Here is a 14,041-nt window from a genome sequence, read left to right on the forward strand (position 1 = left end):
CTTAAAGCCGCTTTTCCGCCGGGGCAATGCCCGACCGCTCCCAGGGAGGGCTGGGGGCATATAGTCCGACAAGAAAATCGACAAAGGCAGTGATGGCAAGCGGCGGATTATTCTGCGGAAGATGCACGGCATACAGGCCGACATCCGCCGATCCCTCATGATCCGGCATGATCTGTCGAATTTCGCGGCGCTCCAGCGCATCGCTGACGTCCCAGAGCGATCGCAGCGCGATGCCGACCCCCGACAGCGCCAGTTCTCGCACCATTTCGCTGCTGTTGGTGCGAACATGGCTGCTGCCTTCGACGGTGATGGCGCCCCCGGGACCGATGAGCCGCCAGGGCAATTGGCCCTCCGCCGCAAGCAGCCGGTGCTTTTTGAGGTCGGGGAGGGTGCGCGGCATCCCGTACTTCGCGAGATAGCCGGGCGCGGCGCACAACACCCGCCGATTGGTCGCCAGCCTGCGCGCGGCCAGCCCCGGCCCCGGATCGGCAGTGATCCGGATGGCCAGGTCCGCGCGCGTCGCCAACAGATCGGCATAATCGTCCGACAGGTCGATCCGCATCCGCACCTTGGGATGCGCCTCCAGAAACTGTCCGAGATAAGGCGCGACATGCATCCGTCCAAAGGATGTCGGCGCGGACACCCGGAGCATTCCCGAAGCCTCTGCCGAAGCCCCCGAAACCCGCCGTTCCGCGTCGTCCAGCGCCGCCATGATCGCGCGCAGGTCCTCATGCAGGCGCTCGCCCGCCGGGGTCAGAGCCAGCCGTCGCGTCGTCCGGTGGATCAATCGCGTGCCCAGCCGCTCCTCCAGCCGTACCAGCCGCTTCGACACCATGGCAGGCGAGATGTTAAGCCGCCGCCCCGCCGCCGCCATGCCGCCTTCGTCCACGATGGTCGCGAGCAGGTCATAATCCGGGTCCATCATTTATTTCACCAGAGGAAAATCTGAATTTGAATAATATTGTCTACACGGCATAATGCGGCCCGTCTATGGTCGCCCGCAAAGGAGATCATCCATGACCAGCATGACCGATCGCGCGGGCCTCAAGGTCGCGCAGGAATTAGCGACCTTCATCGAGCAGCGCGCGCTCCCCGGCACAGCCTTGGACGCGGACCGCTTCTGGCGGGGCACCGCCGCGATCTTCGCGCAATTCGCTCCCGAAAATGCGCGCCTGCTCGCCAAGCGCGATACCCTGCAAGCGCAGATCGACAGCTATTATGATGGGCGCGCGGGCCAGCCCATCGACACCCCGGCGCTGCGCCATTTCCTCCAGGAAATCGGCTATCTCGTCCCCGAACCCGCGCCGTTCCAGATCGGCAGCGAGAATGTCGATGACGAGGTCGCGCGTCTTGCCGGGCCGCAGCTGGTCGTCCCGATCCTCAACGCGCGCTTCCTGCTGAACGCCGCCAATGCACGCTGGGGCAGCCTCTATGACGCGCTTTACGGCACCGATGCCCTGCCGGGCGCTGCTTCGGGCAAGGGCTATGATCCGACACGCGGCGCGCAGGTCATCGACTGGGCCAAGTCCTTCCTCGACGAAGCGATCCCGCTGGCGAACGGCTCATGGGCAGCACTGACGAGCGACGACATTCAACTGGCCGACCCGACCCAATATCGCGGCCGAAGCGAAAAGGGCCGCCTGTTCCGCCACAATGGCCTGCACATCGAAGTCGTCTTCGACCGCAACCACCCGATCGGCAAGGACGACCCGGCCGGCATCGCCGACGTCATCCTCGAATCGGCGCTCACCACCATCTGCGACCTTGAAGACTCGGTCGCCGCCGTCGATGCGGAGGACAAGGTCGCCGCCTATGCCAACTGGCTCGGCCTGATGCAGGGCGACCTCAAGGACAGTTTCGAGAAGAACGGCGCGATGATGACCCGCGCCCTCAATCCGGACCGCGCCTATACCGCGCCCGACGGCAGCGCCTTCACCCTGCCGGGGCGCAGCCTGTTGTTCGTCCGCAATGTCGGCCATCTGATGACCACGCCCGCCCTCCTTCTCCCCAACGGAGCCGAGGCGCCCGAAGGCATACTCGACGGCATCGTCACGACGCTCATCGCCATGCACGACCTTCAGCGTGACGGCGGCAACAGCCGCGCCGGCAGCGTCTATATCGTCAAGCCCAAGATGCATGGCCCGGAGGAAGTCGGCTTCACCAATCGCCTGTTCGATGCGATCGAGGATCTGCTGGGCCTTGCCCGCCACACCCTCAAGGTTGGCGTAATGGATGAGGAACGCCGCACCTCCGCCAATCTCGCCGCCTGTATCGAGGCCGTCAAAAACCGCATCGTCTTCATCAACACCGGCTTCCTCGACCGTACAGGTGACGAGATGCACACGGCGATGCGCGCGGGTCCGATGATCCGCAAGGGCGAGATCAAGACGTCCGACTGGATCGCCGCCTATGAGGACCGCAACGTCCAGATCGGCCTCGCCTGCGGTCTGTCCGGCCGTGCCCAGATCGGCAAGGGCATGTGGGCCGCGCCGGATCGCATGGCCGACATGCTCGACCAGAAGGTCGGCCACCCGAAAAGCGGCGCCAACACCGCCTGGGTTCCGTCCCCCACGGCGGCGACGCTGCATGCGACGCACTATCACGCCATCGACGTCTTCGCCCGTCAGGCCGAGCGCAAGGCCGAAGCCATCGCCTCCATCGACCGCCTGCTGACCATCCCGGTCGCGAGAGGGCACAACTGGTCGGAGGAGGAAATCACCCACGAACTTGACAATAATGCGCAGGGCATCCTGGGCTATGTCGTCCGCTGGATCGATCAGGGCGTCGGATGCTCCAAGGTTCCCGACATCCACGATATCGGCCTGATGGAAGACCGCGCCACGTTGCGCATTTCCTCGCAGCATATGGCGAACTGGCTGCTCCATGGGGTTTGCACGAGCGATCAGATCGACGCCGCCTTCACCCGCATGGCGGCCAAGGTCGACGCCCAGAACGCGACCGACCCACTTTACCAGCCGATGAGCGGCAATCCGGACAGCCTTGCCTGGCAGGCGGCCCGCGCCCTCGTCTTCGAAGGCGTGGCGCAGCCCAATGGCTATACCGAGCCGCTGCTGCACAAATATCGCGCGTTGGCGAAGGCCGCGAATTGAATGAAATGCGGCCGGGTGAAACGCCCGGCCGCATTTCCCATGCGATCCGACGAAAAGCCCCGCTTGTGCGCCGGGCCGGTTCCAACTAAATCGCCCCTCATGACATCGACCAACGACATTCGCCGCTCGTTCCTCGACTATTTCGGGGCCAACGGCCACACCATCGTCCCTTCAGCGCCTCTGGTGCCGCACAACGACCCAACGCTGATGTTCGTCAATGCGGGCATGGTGCCGTTCAAGAATGTCTTCACGGGCCTCGAATCCCGCCCCTATAACAAGGCGACGTCCAGCCAGAAGTCGGTCCGCGCTGGCGGCAAGCATAATGATCTCGACAATGTCGGCTACACCGCGCGCCACCACACCTTCTTCGAAATGCTGGGCAATTTCAGCTTCGGCGACTATTTCAAGGAACAGGCGATCCATCATGCCTGGACCCTGCTGACCCGGGAATGGGGCCTCCCGGCGGAAAAGCTGACCGCCACCGTCTATCACACGGACGATGAAGCTTTCGACCTGTGGAAGAAGATCGCCGGCCTGCCCGAACACCGGATCATCCGCATTCCGACCAAGGATAATTTCTGGGCGATGGGCGATAGTGGTCCTTGTGGGCCTTGCTCGGAAATCTTCTACGACCATGGCGATCATATCTGGGGCGGCCCTCCGGGAAGCCCGGAAGAGGATGGCGACCGCTTCGTCGAGATATGGAACCTCGTCTTCATGCAATATGAGCAGGAAGCGAACGAGATCGTCTCCGAACTGCCCAAGCCCAGCATCGACACCGGCATGGGGCTGGAACGCATCGCGGCGGTCCTGCAAGGCGTCCATAACAATTACGACACCGACACGTTCAAGGCGCTGATTGAGGAATCGGGCGCGCTGACCCGAACCGCCATCGATGGCGAGCATCAGGCTAGCCACCGCGTCATCGCGGACCATCTCCGCTCGACCAGCTTCCTGATCGCCGACGGCGTGCTGCCCGCGAATGAAGGCCGTGGCTATGTCCTGCGCCGCATCATGCGCCGCGCCATGCGCCACGCGCATATCATCGGCGCGAAGGAACCGTTGATGCACCGCCTGGTGCCCAGCCTTGTCTCCGAAATGGGCGGTGCCTATCAGGAACTGGTCCGCGCCCAGCCGCTGATCGAGGAAACGCTGCTGCGCGAGGAAACCCGCTTCCGCCAGACGCTGGAAAAGGGCCTGAAGCTGCTCGACGAAGCAACCGGCGACCTTTCCGAAGGCGGCACGCTGCCCGGCGAAACCGCGTTCAAGCTCTACGATACCTACGGCTTCCCCTATGACCTGACCGAAGACGCGCTCCGCTCGCGGGGCCTTGGCGTCGACCGCGAAGGCTTCGACAAGGCGATGGCCGAGCAGAAGGCCGCCGCCCGCGCGGCTTGGAAGGGGTCGGGCGAAAAGGCGTCGGACGAAATCTGGTTCGACATTGCCGAAACCACCGGCAGCACCGAATTCATCGGCTACACCGCGACGGTGGGCGAGGGCGAAGTGCTCGCGCTGGTGAAGGACGGCGCGCGCATTGATGCGGCGGGGCCGGGCGATGACGTCACCATCATCACCAACCAGACGCCCTTCTACGGGGAAAGCGGCGGGCAGATGGGCGACGCCGGCACCATCTCGTCACAGGCGGGCCTCGTCGCGGATGTCGAAGACACGGCCAAGCCGCTCGGCCGCCTCCACGCCCACAGGGCAAAGATTGGCGCGGGCAAGATCAAGGTTGGCGACACCGTCCATTTGAGCGTCGACACCCATCGCCGCGACCGCATCCGTTCCAACCACAGCGCCACTCATTTGCTGCACGCCGCGCTGCGCAACGAACTGGGCGCACATGTCACGCAAAAGGGCAGCCTCGTCGCGCCGGAGCGCCTCCGCTTCGACTTCTCGCACCCCGAAGCGCTGACCCATAGCCAGATCGCCGCGATCGAGGCGCAGGTGAACGAACAGATTCGCCACAATGAAGCGGTGACGACCCGTCTGATGACGCCCGATGACGCCATTCAGGCAGGCGCCATGGCGCTGTTCGGGGAGAAATATGGCGATGAAGTCCGCGTCCTTTCCATGGGGAAGGGCGATGCGCACAGCTATTCGGTTGAGCTGTGCGGCGGCACCCATGTCCGCGCGACCGGCGACATCGCGATCTTCAAGATCATATCGGAATCGGCGGTTTCATCCGGCGTCCGCCGCATCGAAGCACTGACCGGCGAGGCCGCGCGCCTCTGGCTCTCCGACCGCGAAGACCGCCTGCGCCAGTCCGCCGCCGCGCTCAAGACGACGCCGGAGGAAGTTCCCGCCCGCATCGCCGCGCTGGTCGAACAGAGCCGCAAGCTCGAACGCGAACTGGCCGAAGCGAAGAAGGCACTTGCCCTCGGCGGCGGCGGTTCTGCCCAGGCCGCTGGCCCCGAAAAGGTCGGCGCAACCAGTTTCATCGGCCAGGTGATCGAAGGCCTTGACCCGAAGGAACTGCGCGGCCTGGTCGACCAGAACAAGGCGACTCTGGGCAGCGGCGTGTCCGCCGTCCTCGCCGTGGTCGACGGCCGGGCCACCATCGCGGTCGGCGTCACCGACGACCTGAAGGGCAGCATCAGCGCCGTCGATCTGGTCCGCGCGGGCGTGGAAGCGTTGGGCGGCAAGGGCGGTGGAGGCCGCCCCGACATGGCACAAGGCGGCGGCCCCGATGGCGATAAGGCGCAGGCTGCGATCGAAGCCGTCAAGATCACCCTGGCCAACGCCTCGGCGTAAATCTGAAAATCCCCCTCCCGCCTGCGGGAGGGGGATGTCCTGCATTGGCCATTGGCTGACGTTTTGCCTTCGCGGGGATGACGAAAAGGTGAGGCGAGGACGGCTCAAACAGGCTGAACGAAGCTGTCCATCACCCGTTTCCGTCCCGCTGTTTCGAAGTCGATCTCCAGCTTGTTGCCTTCGATCTCCGCGACGGTGCCGTAGCCGAATTTCTGGTGGAAGATGCGCAGGCCCACGCTCATGTCGTCGCGGCCCTTGTTGCCCAGCGATACCGCTGAGGCGCGGGCCTCTATGATTCGGACGGGTTCTTTCACGAACTGGCCGCTTTGCTGGGCGCGTTGCCAGCCGGGGCCTCGGCTGGAGCCGCGCTGGACATTGGCGAAGGGGTCAGCGCGTTCCGACCAGTTGGCGCGCCAGAGCGAGGCGCCGCCGGACATGCTGCTTTCCTCCTCCACATGTTCGGGCGGCAGTTCGCCCACGAAGCGCGAGGGGATGGAACTGGTCCACTGGCCGTAGATGCGGCGATTGGCGGCGTGGAGGACGATGCAGCGTTTCCGCGCGCGGGTGAGCGCGACATAGGCGAGGCGTCGCTCCTCCTCCAGCGAGTTCAATCCGCCTTCATCGAGGGCGCGCTGGGAAGGGAAGATGCCCTCCTCCCAGCCCGCGAGAAATACCGTGTCGAACTCCAGCCCCTTGGCGGCGTGGATGGTCATGATCGTGACCTTGCGCTCGTCCGCCTGCGCCTCATTGTCCATGACCAGCGACACATGTTCGAGGAACGCGCCCAGCGTCTCATATTCCTCCATGGCGCGGGTGAGTTCATTGAGGTTTTCGAGGCGGCCCGCGCTTTCGGCAGTGCGCTCGGCCTGGAGCATCGCCGTGTAGCCGCTTTCATCGAGAATCTGGCGCGCGAGTTCCGCATGGGGCAGTTGCGCCGCGCGGTCGCGCCAGCGGGCGAGGTCGCCGATGAAGGCGCCAAGGCTGCGGCGGGCCTGCGGGGTCATCTCGTCCGTGTCGAGGATGCGCGCCGCGGCGAGCGCCAGCGGGATGCCCTCCGCGCGGGCTAGGCGGTGGAGTTTCTCGACCGCCTTGTCGCCCAGCCCGCGTTTGGGGACGTTGACGATCCGTTCGAAGGCGAGGTCGTCGGCGGGTTGGTTGACGAGGCGCAGATAGGCCAGAGCGTCCCGGATTTCGGCGCGCTCATAGAAGCGGAAGCCGCCGACGATGCGATAGGGCAGGCCGATCTGGATGAAGCGGTCTTCGAATTCGCGGGTCTGATGCTGGGCGCGGACGAGAATGGCGACTTCGTCCAGCGACTGGCCGCTGCGTTCGATCGATTCGATTTCGTCTCCGACGCGGCGGGCTTCCTCCGGGCCGTCCCAGACGCCTATGATGCGGACCTTCTCGCCCACGTCGATTTCGGTCCAGAGCGTCTTGCCGAGGCGGTTGCCATTTTCCGCGATCACGCCGGACGCTGCGCCCAGGATGTGCGGGGTCGAGCGGTAATTCTGTTCGAGGCGGACGATCTTGGCGCCCGGAAAATCCTTTTCGAACCGCAGGATATTGGCGACTTCTGCGCCGCGCCATGAATAGATGGACTGGTCGTCATCACCGACGCAGCAGATGTTCTTGGCGCTTTGGGCGAGCAGGCGGAGCCAGAGATATTGGCTGCTGTTCGTGTCCTGATATTCGTCAACCATGATATAGCGGAAGCGCTGTTGATAGCTTTCCAACACATCGCGGTGGCGTTTCAGAATCGTTAGAACATGCAGGAGCAAGTCACCGAAATCACAGGCATTTACGTCACGCAGACGGGCTTGATAGGCGGCATAGAGCTTCTGGCCCCGGCCATTGGCATAGCCCTCGCTTTCGCCTGCGCCGATCTCCTCCGGAGTCCAGCCGCGATTCTTCCATTGGTCGATGAGGCCCGCGAGCTGGCGAGCGGGCCAGCGCTTTTCGTCAATCCCCTCGGCCTGGATGAGCTGTTTCATCAGGCGAAGCTGGTCGTCGGTGTCGAGGATGGTGAAATTGGATTGCAGGCCGACCAGTTCGGCATGGCGGCGCAGCATCTTGGCGGCGATGGCGTGGAAGGTGCCGAGCCAGGGCATGCCCTCGACCGCCGGGCCGATCATGCGGCCGACGCGTTCGCGCATCTCCCGCGCCGCCTTGTTGGTGAAGGTGACGGCGAGGATTTCCGATGGGTAGGCGCGGCGGGTGGCGATCAGATGCGCAAGACGGGCGGTAAGCGCGGCGGTCTTGCCCGTCCCCGCGCCCGCGAGGACCAGCACCGGACCTTCAATAGTGAGCACGGCCTCCCGCTGGGGTTCGTTGAGGCCCTGAAGATAGGCGGGATCGTCGGGCGAGGGGGCGGGCAGGGTCATGGGCCATCAACTAGGGTGCGCGGGTTGCGGGGGCAAGGGCAAGCCGCCTTGCGGCGTGGCGCGATTTATGAGAACAAAAAGAGAATCATGCAAGGAGAAAGGCCATGGTTTCGGGACGGTGCCAATGCGGGGCGATCCAATATGAAGCACAGGGCGAGCCAGCGTATAGCGCGCTTTGTCATTGTTCGGACTGCCGGAAAAGTGCCGGAGCCCCGATGGTGGGCTGGGCGTTGTTCCCCGAAAATATGGTGACGGTGCGCGGGGAACCGGTGGCTTATCGATCATCCGACAATGTGACGCGGGAATTTTGCGGGGCATGCGGGACGGGGTTGTTTTATCGCAACGCCGTGGCCTTTCCCGGCATGGTGGACATCCAGACGGCGACGCTGGATGACCAATCGCTCTTTCCGCCAGCCATTCATGTGCAATTCGCCGAGGCAGTGCCGTGGATGGCGACGGTTCATGAATTGCCGAAATTCGAGCGCTATCCTGAGGCTTAGTGGATCATCTGGCGGCGTGTGCGCCACGGTTCGTCGCCGTGGCCGGAACGTTGGCGTCACGAGTCCGGTTCTTCTCTTCAGCCCAAGCGGCAGAACGGGGTGAAGAAGAAGGAAAGGATGTTCCCGATGAAATCGATCCTGTTGGCGGGTGCGGCCATGCTGGCCTTTGGTACTGGTGTGGCCGACTTTGCGGTCGCGCAGGACATGCCGGCTTCGACACAACCGCCCGCCACCGATATGCCGCCTCCGCCGGACCAGGGTGCGACGCCTGCGACTCCGGCCATGCCTGCCGATCCGGGGACCGCCCCGGCAACGCCTGCCATGCCCGCCACGCCGCCTCCGGGCGCTGATCCGAATGCGGGTCAGCCTACAGGAGCGGTGCCGCCCGATACGGGAATGCGGCCGGCGCCGGCCGACGTGCCGCGGGATTCTTCGGCACCGGTCGGGACTTCGGCCAATCCGGCGACCGTAGGCGGCAACATGACGCCCCCGCCGACCGAGAAGAAGGATTATCCGCTGTGCAGCAGGACGGTGCAGGACAGCTGCATCAATCCGGGCGAAGCGCCCCGGTCTATGCGCAAGCGTCGGTAACGGCGGCAGGGTCGGGCAAGGCGGCGAGGATGGCCGCCAGCCCGGTCCGGTCGCGAGCGGCGTCGGCCAGGCTGTGCTGATGGGTATAGCCAGGAAGGCGGCGGAGGATGCTTTTAGGCAAGAGGCCACGTTCGCTTTAAAACATTCATCCTATTTACATCTTAAAAGATGTAGCATAAATGCACCTTTATCGAGTCTCTTCGTTACCGCGATTTCCAGGTCGCCGGCGCTCCTGGCTGCCTCGAAACACTCTGAAAGAAGGTGCATAAATGACCCAGCTGACCGCCGACACCATCGCCATCGTCAAGGCTACCGCGCCCGCGCTGCGCAAGCATGGGGTGGAGATCACGACGGCCATGTACGCGCGGCTGTTTCAGGATGCATCGATCAAGGACATGTTCGACCAGGCAGCGCAGGAAAGCGGCGAGCAGCCCAAGCGGCTGGCAGCGGCGATCCTGGGCTATGCCGAGAATATCGACAAGTTGCAGGCTTTGGACGGCGCGGTCGCGCGGATGGTGCAGCGGCATGTCGAAACCGGCGTGAAGGCGGAGCACTATCCCAAGGTGGCCGAGGCGCTGCTGCCGGCGATCCGGGACGTGCTGGGGGCTGAGGTGGCGACCGACGCCGTGCTGAATGCCTGGGGCCAGGCCTATTGGTTCCTTGCCAATATCCTGATCGGCAAGGAAGCGCAGGCTTATGAGGATGCGGAGGCGGCTTAAGCCTCTGCGCGCAGAAGGGTCAGGCGGGCTTTGCCGACGTCGCGGGTTGCTTCGACGGTGAAGCCCTTGACCACTACATCCTCGCGGCGGTCGGTTTCCACGCTGATCCAGCTTGCGGGGCCGGTCCAGCCGAGACGGCTGAGCTTGTCGAGCGCGACCGATCCCGCGCCGCTATTATAGGGTGGGTCCATGAAGATCAGGTCCAGCGGCTTGTTCGTCGGGCCGAGGGACAGGACGCTGCTCTGGCGGATGTCGGGGCGGAGGCCGAGTTTGTGGCCATTGGCGTGGATCGCATCCAGCGCGGCGCGGTCCTGTTCCACGAAGAGGCAGCTTGCTGCGCCGCGTGACAGGGCTTCGAAACCCAGCGCGCCCGAGCCTGCGAAGAAATCCCCTACGTTCAGCCCCTCGAAGGAGCCGACACGGCTTAGCAGCATCGAAAAGAGCGTTTCGCGGGTGCGGTCTGCCGTCGGACGCGTGGCGTCGCCCTTGGGCGCGACCAGCGGGCGACCGCGCCATTGGCCTGCGATGATCCTCATTGCGACGCCTTCAGGCCCTTGCGGAAGAGGATGAGATCGTGTTGGCGCACTTCCTCGACCGCGCCGGATGCCAGTTCACCCAGATGAAAGGGGCCGTAGCTGGTGCGGATCAGGCGGTTCACCTGAAGGCCGAGATGTTCGAGAACCCGACGGACTTCGCGGTTCTTGCCTTCGGTCAGGGTCATTTCGATCCACTGGTTGCGGCCGGTGCGGCGTTCCAGATTGGCTTCGATCTGGCCATAGCGGATGCCGTCGATCTCTATGCCTTCGAACAGGTCTTCAAGCTGGTTCTGGCTGACTTCACCGAACGCGCGCGCCCGGTAGGTGCGGGGCACGCCGGTGGAAGGAAGCTCCATCTGGCGCTTGAACTCTCCATCAGTGGTGAGCAGCAGCAAGCCTTCGGTCGTCATGTCGAGACGGCCGATGGGCATGACGCGCGGCAGGTCGGCGGGCAGCTTGTCGTAGATGGTGGGGCGACCGCGCGGATCGCGTTCGGTGGTCAGGAAGCCCGATGGCTTGTGGAAGAGGAACAGGCGCGTGGGGGCGGGCGCCGCGACCGGGGTTCCGTCGACCGCTACGCCGTGGAGCGAGGTCAGGAGCGTTGCGGGGGTGATGAGCGCTTCGCCGTTGAGGGTGATGCGGCCTTCCTCGATCATCCTTTCGATCTCACGGCGCGACGCGATGCCGGCGCGGGCCAGGAGTTTGGCGATGCGTTGCGGCTCATTCTTGCCGCTGGCGGCAGCGGCGGCGCGGGCCGGATGCGGGTTTGCCGGCTTGGCGGGGCCGGTTTTCGCCTTCCCGAAAGACGGGCGGGCCGGGCGTGATCCGGGCGTGGTTCTGGCGCCCGTGGGGCGCTTGGGACCGCCGGGCCCCGACCGGCGGGGCGGTCCAGATTTTTTCGGCGGTTCCACGGAAGAGTTCCTTTTCAAAACGGGACGGCGTTCCCATATCGGGAGAGCCAGGAAATTGACGAATGGTGCTGCCCCCGCGCCTGTATGCGGGGACCATGGGAAACCCTGTCGGGGCATTGCACGTTGGTCGGCTGAATGGCGCAAATGGGGCGGATCGGCAAATGTTTTTCGGACTGGTCAAAGGGGAAGTCGGGGCGAAGGGACGCCGGAAGGCCATTCGCAGCGTGCTGGTGGTGGAGGATGAGCCGCTGGTTGCTTTCGACAATGAGCATGTGCTGGAAATGGCGGGCTATAAGATAGCCGCGACGGTCGATGATTATGCGCATGCCGTTCACGTGATCGAGGAAGAAACCGTCGATCTGGTGATCGCGGATGTGACATTGCATGGCAAAAAGACCGGACTTGATCTGGCGCGTTTTGCAGCGGGCAAGGGCGTGTCGGTGCTGTTCGTGACCGGCACTTGTCCCGTGGATGCGCCGGAGATGGCTCTGGGGTGTCTGGCGAAGCCCTATGCGCCGCGGGATTTGCTGGCGGCGATCGATGTGCTGGACGCTTTGTTGCGCGGAAAAGCACTGCCACGTTTTCCGGAGGGGTTGCATCTGTTCGAGGATGCAGGCTGGCGGTGATCCGCCTACCCTCATCCGGACCCGGCCCGGCCTTCATACCCTTCTTCCTTGAGGGAGAAGGATTTTTTATGCGGTTGTTTCGGTGGCGTTTGGCCATATGGTGATGTCGATAAGGACCATCGGGGGCGCTCCGCATTTATGACTGATATCGCCAAGGGATCGGCAAGCTGGCTGGATGCGGTGAAACCCTATGTTCAGAAGGCGCCCTTGGGGGCCTTTTTTCTCGGTATATCATCTGGCTTTCCCTATGCGATGATCGGCGCCACGCTCACCACGCGGCTGGCGCAGGACGGGATCGACAAGAAGGCGGTGACGGCCTTCACCCTCGCATTTCTCGTCTATAATCTCAAATGGCTGTGGGCCTGGGTGGTCGATGGCGTTCACCTGCCGGTGATTGGGCGTTTGGGACAGCGGGTGAGCTGGCTGCTGGTGGCCGGGCTGCTGGTGATGGCGGCGGTGGCCAATCTGGCCTTGGTCGATCCGTCGACCAGCCTGTTGGAAACAGCCTATGCGGCGATTTTGGTCGGCGTGGCCGGGGCGACCTTCGACATCGTGATCGATGCCTATCGGATCGAGACTTTGAAGCCTGAACAACTGGGCGTTGGGTCCGGCATGTCGCAATATGGCTGGCGCATCGGATCGGTCGCGGCGGGCGCGTTGGCGCTGGTGCTGGCGGCGCGGATCGGGTGGCACGGGGCGTATCTGGCCTGCGCGGTTTTTGCCTTGCCTGCGATGCTGACGGGGTTGGTGCTGGGCGAGCCGGAGCGGCATCGCGAGCCGACGGCGCGGCGCGGCGCGGGCGAGGTGTGGCAGTCGATCGCCGGGCCGCTGGTCGAATTTTTCCAGCGGCGCGCGGCGTGGCTGGTGCTGTTGTTCATCCTGCTGCACAAGATCGGGGATACGCTCGCCAATCTGACCTTCCGGCTGCTGTTCGACGACATGGGCTACACCAATGACGAGATCGCCATTTATGACGTGGGGATCGGTTTCTGGGCCTATCTGATCGGGATTTTCGTTGGTGGCGTGCTATATGCGCGGATGGGGATGAAGCGGTCGGTGCTGGTCAGCCTGCTGCTGATGGGCGTGTCCAATTTCAGCTTTGCCTTGCTGGCTGCGCTGGGGAAGAGCAATTGGGGCATGGCGGGCGCCATCGGATTCGAGAATTTCGCCAGCGGGATTGGCGGCGTAACTGTGGTGGCCTATTTTTCGGCGCTATGTGATCTGCGCTTCACAGCCGCGCAATATGCGCTGATTTCGGCGGCGGCGAGCATTGTCGGGCGGTTCCTGACCGGGACTACGGCGGGCGCGATGATCGAGCGTTTCGGCTATGTCGACTTCTATCTGCTCACCACCGCGCTGGCTTTGCCGGGCATCATCCTGTTCTGGCTGATGATGCGCGCGGGGCTGATCGACGCCAGCGTGGGGACGGCAGCGAGCGATCAGCCCGCGGCATAAAGGTCGAGTGGGCGGCCAAGGTCGTTATGCGCCTGCGCCACCGCCTGAAGGCAGGTGAGCGCGCCCAGCGCATGATCATTGCCGATCAGCGTCGCTACATTGTCATAGGCGGTGCGCGGGCTGCGCAGCGCGCCGCCAACAGCCTGTATCATCAGCGCCTCATCCGCAGTCATGCGTGAGCAGCAGCAGGGCGCGATCAATATCTTGCGGCTGGAGGTGCGGGCGAGTTCCAGCATCATCGCGCGCATCAGAATCAGCGGGCGGCGGTAGCTGCGGCCGAAGGCGCCCAGCATCGCGTTGGCGGCATGGGCGTCGTTGACGCCCGCCGTTGCCATGCGGCGCATGACATAGAGGAATAGCCGGTTGCCATAGCCGCCCGGAAGCGGCGTGGGCTGATTGAGGGAGGGCGACTCTCCATAAGTCATGCGGGATACCTTTGCCTTGTCGTTGGAAGGCCA

General features: G+C 64.1%; 12 protein-coding genes. 7 read left to right on the top strand and 5 right to left on the bottom strand.

Translation table 11 applies throughout. From position 1 onward, the window contains the following. Position 1: 1 nt before the first annotated feature. A complete protein-coding gene (locus tag RUH75_RS02785) occupies positions 2–925 on the bottom strand; it encodes a LysR family transcriptional regulator (protein WP_313801961.1) in 924 nt (307 codons plus the stop codon). Between the two features lie 91 nt (positions 926–1,016). On the opposite strand from RUH75_RS02785, the gene RUH75_RS02790 reads away from it, so the two are divergent. Then, positions 1,017–3,110, top strand: coding sequence for a malate synthase G (locus tag RUH75_RS02790; RefSeq protein WP_313801963.1), 2,094 nt, complete (start codon positions 1,017–1,019; stop codon positions 3,108–3,110). Positions 3,111–3,209: 99 nt separating this feature from the next. After that, positions 3,210–5,864 (top strand): alanine--tRNA ligase, encoded by a 2,655-nt coding sequence (gene alaS, locus RUH75_RS02795; RefSeq protein WP_313801965.1) that lies wholly within the window; start codon positions 3,210–3,212, stop codon positions 5,862–5,864. 104 nt (positions 5,865–5,968) lie between these two features. Here alaS and RUH75_RS02800 read toward each other — a convergent pair whose 3' ends face one another. Further along, positions 5,969–8,245: an ATP-dependent helicase gene (locus RUH75_RS02800; RefSeq protein WP_313801967.1), complete on the bottom strand. Its 2,277-nt coding sequence runs from the start codon at positions 8,243–8,245 to the stop codon at positions 5,969–5,971. A 104-nt stretch (positions 8,246–8,349) separates the two neighbouring features. Between RUH75_RS02800 and RUH75_RS02805 the strand changes: the two genes are divergently transcribed. From RUH75_RS02805 to RUH75_RS02815, 3 genes are all read left to right on the top strand, one after another. Continuing rightward, the gene (locus tag RUH75_RS02805) at positions 8,350–8,745 is read left to right on the top strand and encodes a GFA family protein (protein WP_313801969.1); all 396 of its coding nucleotides are present in this window, start codon (positions 8,350–8,352) and stop codon (positions 8,743–8,745) included. Between the two features lie 126 nt (positions 8,746–8,871). Further along, complete coding sequence (locus tag RUH75_RS02810) at positions 8,872–9,336, top strand: Fe-S oxidoreductase (RefSeq protein WP_409592309.1); 465 nt, start codon at positions 8,872–8,874, stop codon at positions 9,334–9,336. A 269-nt stretch (positions 9,337–9,605) separates the two neighbouring features. Beyond that, entirely contained in the window at positions 9,606–10,055 is a 450-nt protein-coding gene (locus RUH75_RS02815; protein WP_046762780.1) for a globin domain-containing protein, read from the top strand. Here the strand turns inward: RUH75_RS02815 and rsmD are convergent. Both rsmD and RUH75_RS02825 read right to left on the bottom strand, forming a co-directional pair. After that, entirely contained in the window at positions 10,052–10,591 is a 540-nt protein-coding gene (gene rsmD / locus RUH75_RS02820; protein WP_313801974.1) for a 16S rRNA (guanine(966)-N(2))-methyltransferase RsmD, read from the bottom strand. The two genes, RUH75_RS02815 and rsmD, sit on opposite strands and share 4 nt — an antisense overlap. After that, positions 10,588–11,502 (bottom strand): pseudouridine synthase, encoded by a 915-nt coding sequence (locus tag RUH75_RS02825; RefSeq protein ID WP_313801976.1) that lies wholly within the window; start codon positions 11,500–11,502, stop codon positions 10,588–10,590. Before RUH75_RS02825 ends, rsmD begins: the two co-directional genes overlap by 4 nt. Positions 11,503–11,663: 161 nt before the next feature. Between RUH75_RS02825 and RUH75_RS02830 the strand changes: the two genes are divergently transcribed. Continuing rightward, positions 11,664–12,128, top strand: coding sequence for a response regulator (locus RUH75_RS02830; protein ID WP_313801978.1), 465 nt, complete (start codon positions 11,664–11,666; stop codon positions 12,126–12,128). A gap of 138 nt (positions 12,129–12,266) precedes the next feature. Then, entirely contained in the window at positions 12,267–13,583 is a 1,317-nt protein-coding gene (locus tag RUH75_RS02835) for an AmpG family muropeptide MFS transporter (RefSeq protein WP_313801980.1), read from the top strand. On the opposite strand, the gene RUH75_RS02840 is transcribed toward RUH75_RS02835, so the two are convergent. Next, entirely contained in the window at positions 13,568–14,008 is a 441-nt protein-coding gene (locus RUH75_RS02840) for a DUF6628 family protein (RefSeq protein ID WP_313801982.1), read from the bottom strand. The two genes, RUH75_RS02835 and RUH75_RS02840, sit on opposite strands and share 16 nt — an antisense overlap. Positions 14,009–14,041 lie beyond the last annotated feature (33 nt).

Origin of the sequence: Sphingobium sp. (assembly GCF_032153725.1) — a bacterium.
GTDB lineage: Bacteria > Pseudomonadota > Alphaproteobacteria > Sphingomonadales > Sphingomonadaceae > Sphingobium.

What these genes read in the sequence shown, in the direction of transcription:
- RUH75_RS02790 (WP_313801963.1), top strand. Translation starts at nt 1,017, where the DNA reads ATGACCAGCATGACCGATCGCGCGGGCCTCAAGGTCGCGCAGGAATTA.
- RUH75_RS02805 (WP_313801969.1), top strand. Translation starts at nt 8,350, where the DNA reads ATGGTTTCGGGACGGTGCCAATGCGGGGCGATCCAATATGAAGCACAG.
- RUH75_RS02830 (WP_313801978.1), top strand. Translation starts at nt 11,664, where the DNA reads ATGTTTTTCGGACTGGTCAAAGGGGAAGTCGGGGCGAAGGGACGCCGG.
- RUH75_RS02800 (WP_313801967.1), bottom strand. Translation starts at nt 8,245, where the DNA reads ATGACCCTGCCCGCCCCCTCGCCCGACGATCCCGCCTATCTTCAGGGC.
- alaS (WP_313801965.1), top strand. Translation starts at nt 3,210, where the DNA reads ATGACATCGACCAACGACATTCGCCGCTCGTTCCTCGACTATTTCGGG.
- RUH75_RS02815 (WP_046762780.1), top strand. Translation starts at nt 9,606, where the DNA reads ATGACCCAGCTGACCGCCGACACCATCGCCATCGTCAAGGCTACCGCG.
- RUH75_RS02840 (WP_313801982.1), bottom strand. Translation starts at nt 14,008, where the DNA reads ATGACTTATGGAGAGTCGCCCTCCCTCAATCAGCCCACGCCGCTTCCG.
- rsmD (WP_313801974.1), bottom strand. Translation starts at nt 10,591, where the DNA reads ATGAGGATCATCGCAGGCCAATGGCGCGGTCGCCCGCTGGTCGCGCCC.
- RUH75_RS02785 (WP_313801961.1), bottom strand. Translation starts at nt 925, where the DNA reads ATGATGGACCCGGATTATGACCTGCTCGCGACCATCGTGGACGAAGGC.
- RUH75_RS02810 (WP_409592309.1), top strand. Translation starts at nt 8,872, where the DNA reads ATGAAATCGATCCTGTTGGCGGGTGCGGCCATGCTGGCCTTTGGTACT.
- RUH75_RS02835 (WP_313801980.1), top strand. Translation starts at nt 12,267, where the DNA reads ATGACTGATATCGCCAAGGGATCGGCAAGCTGGCTGGATGCGGTGAAA.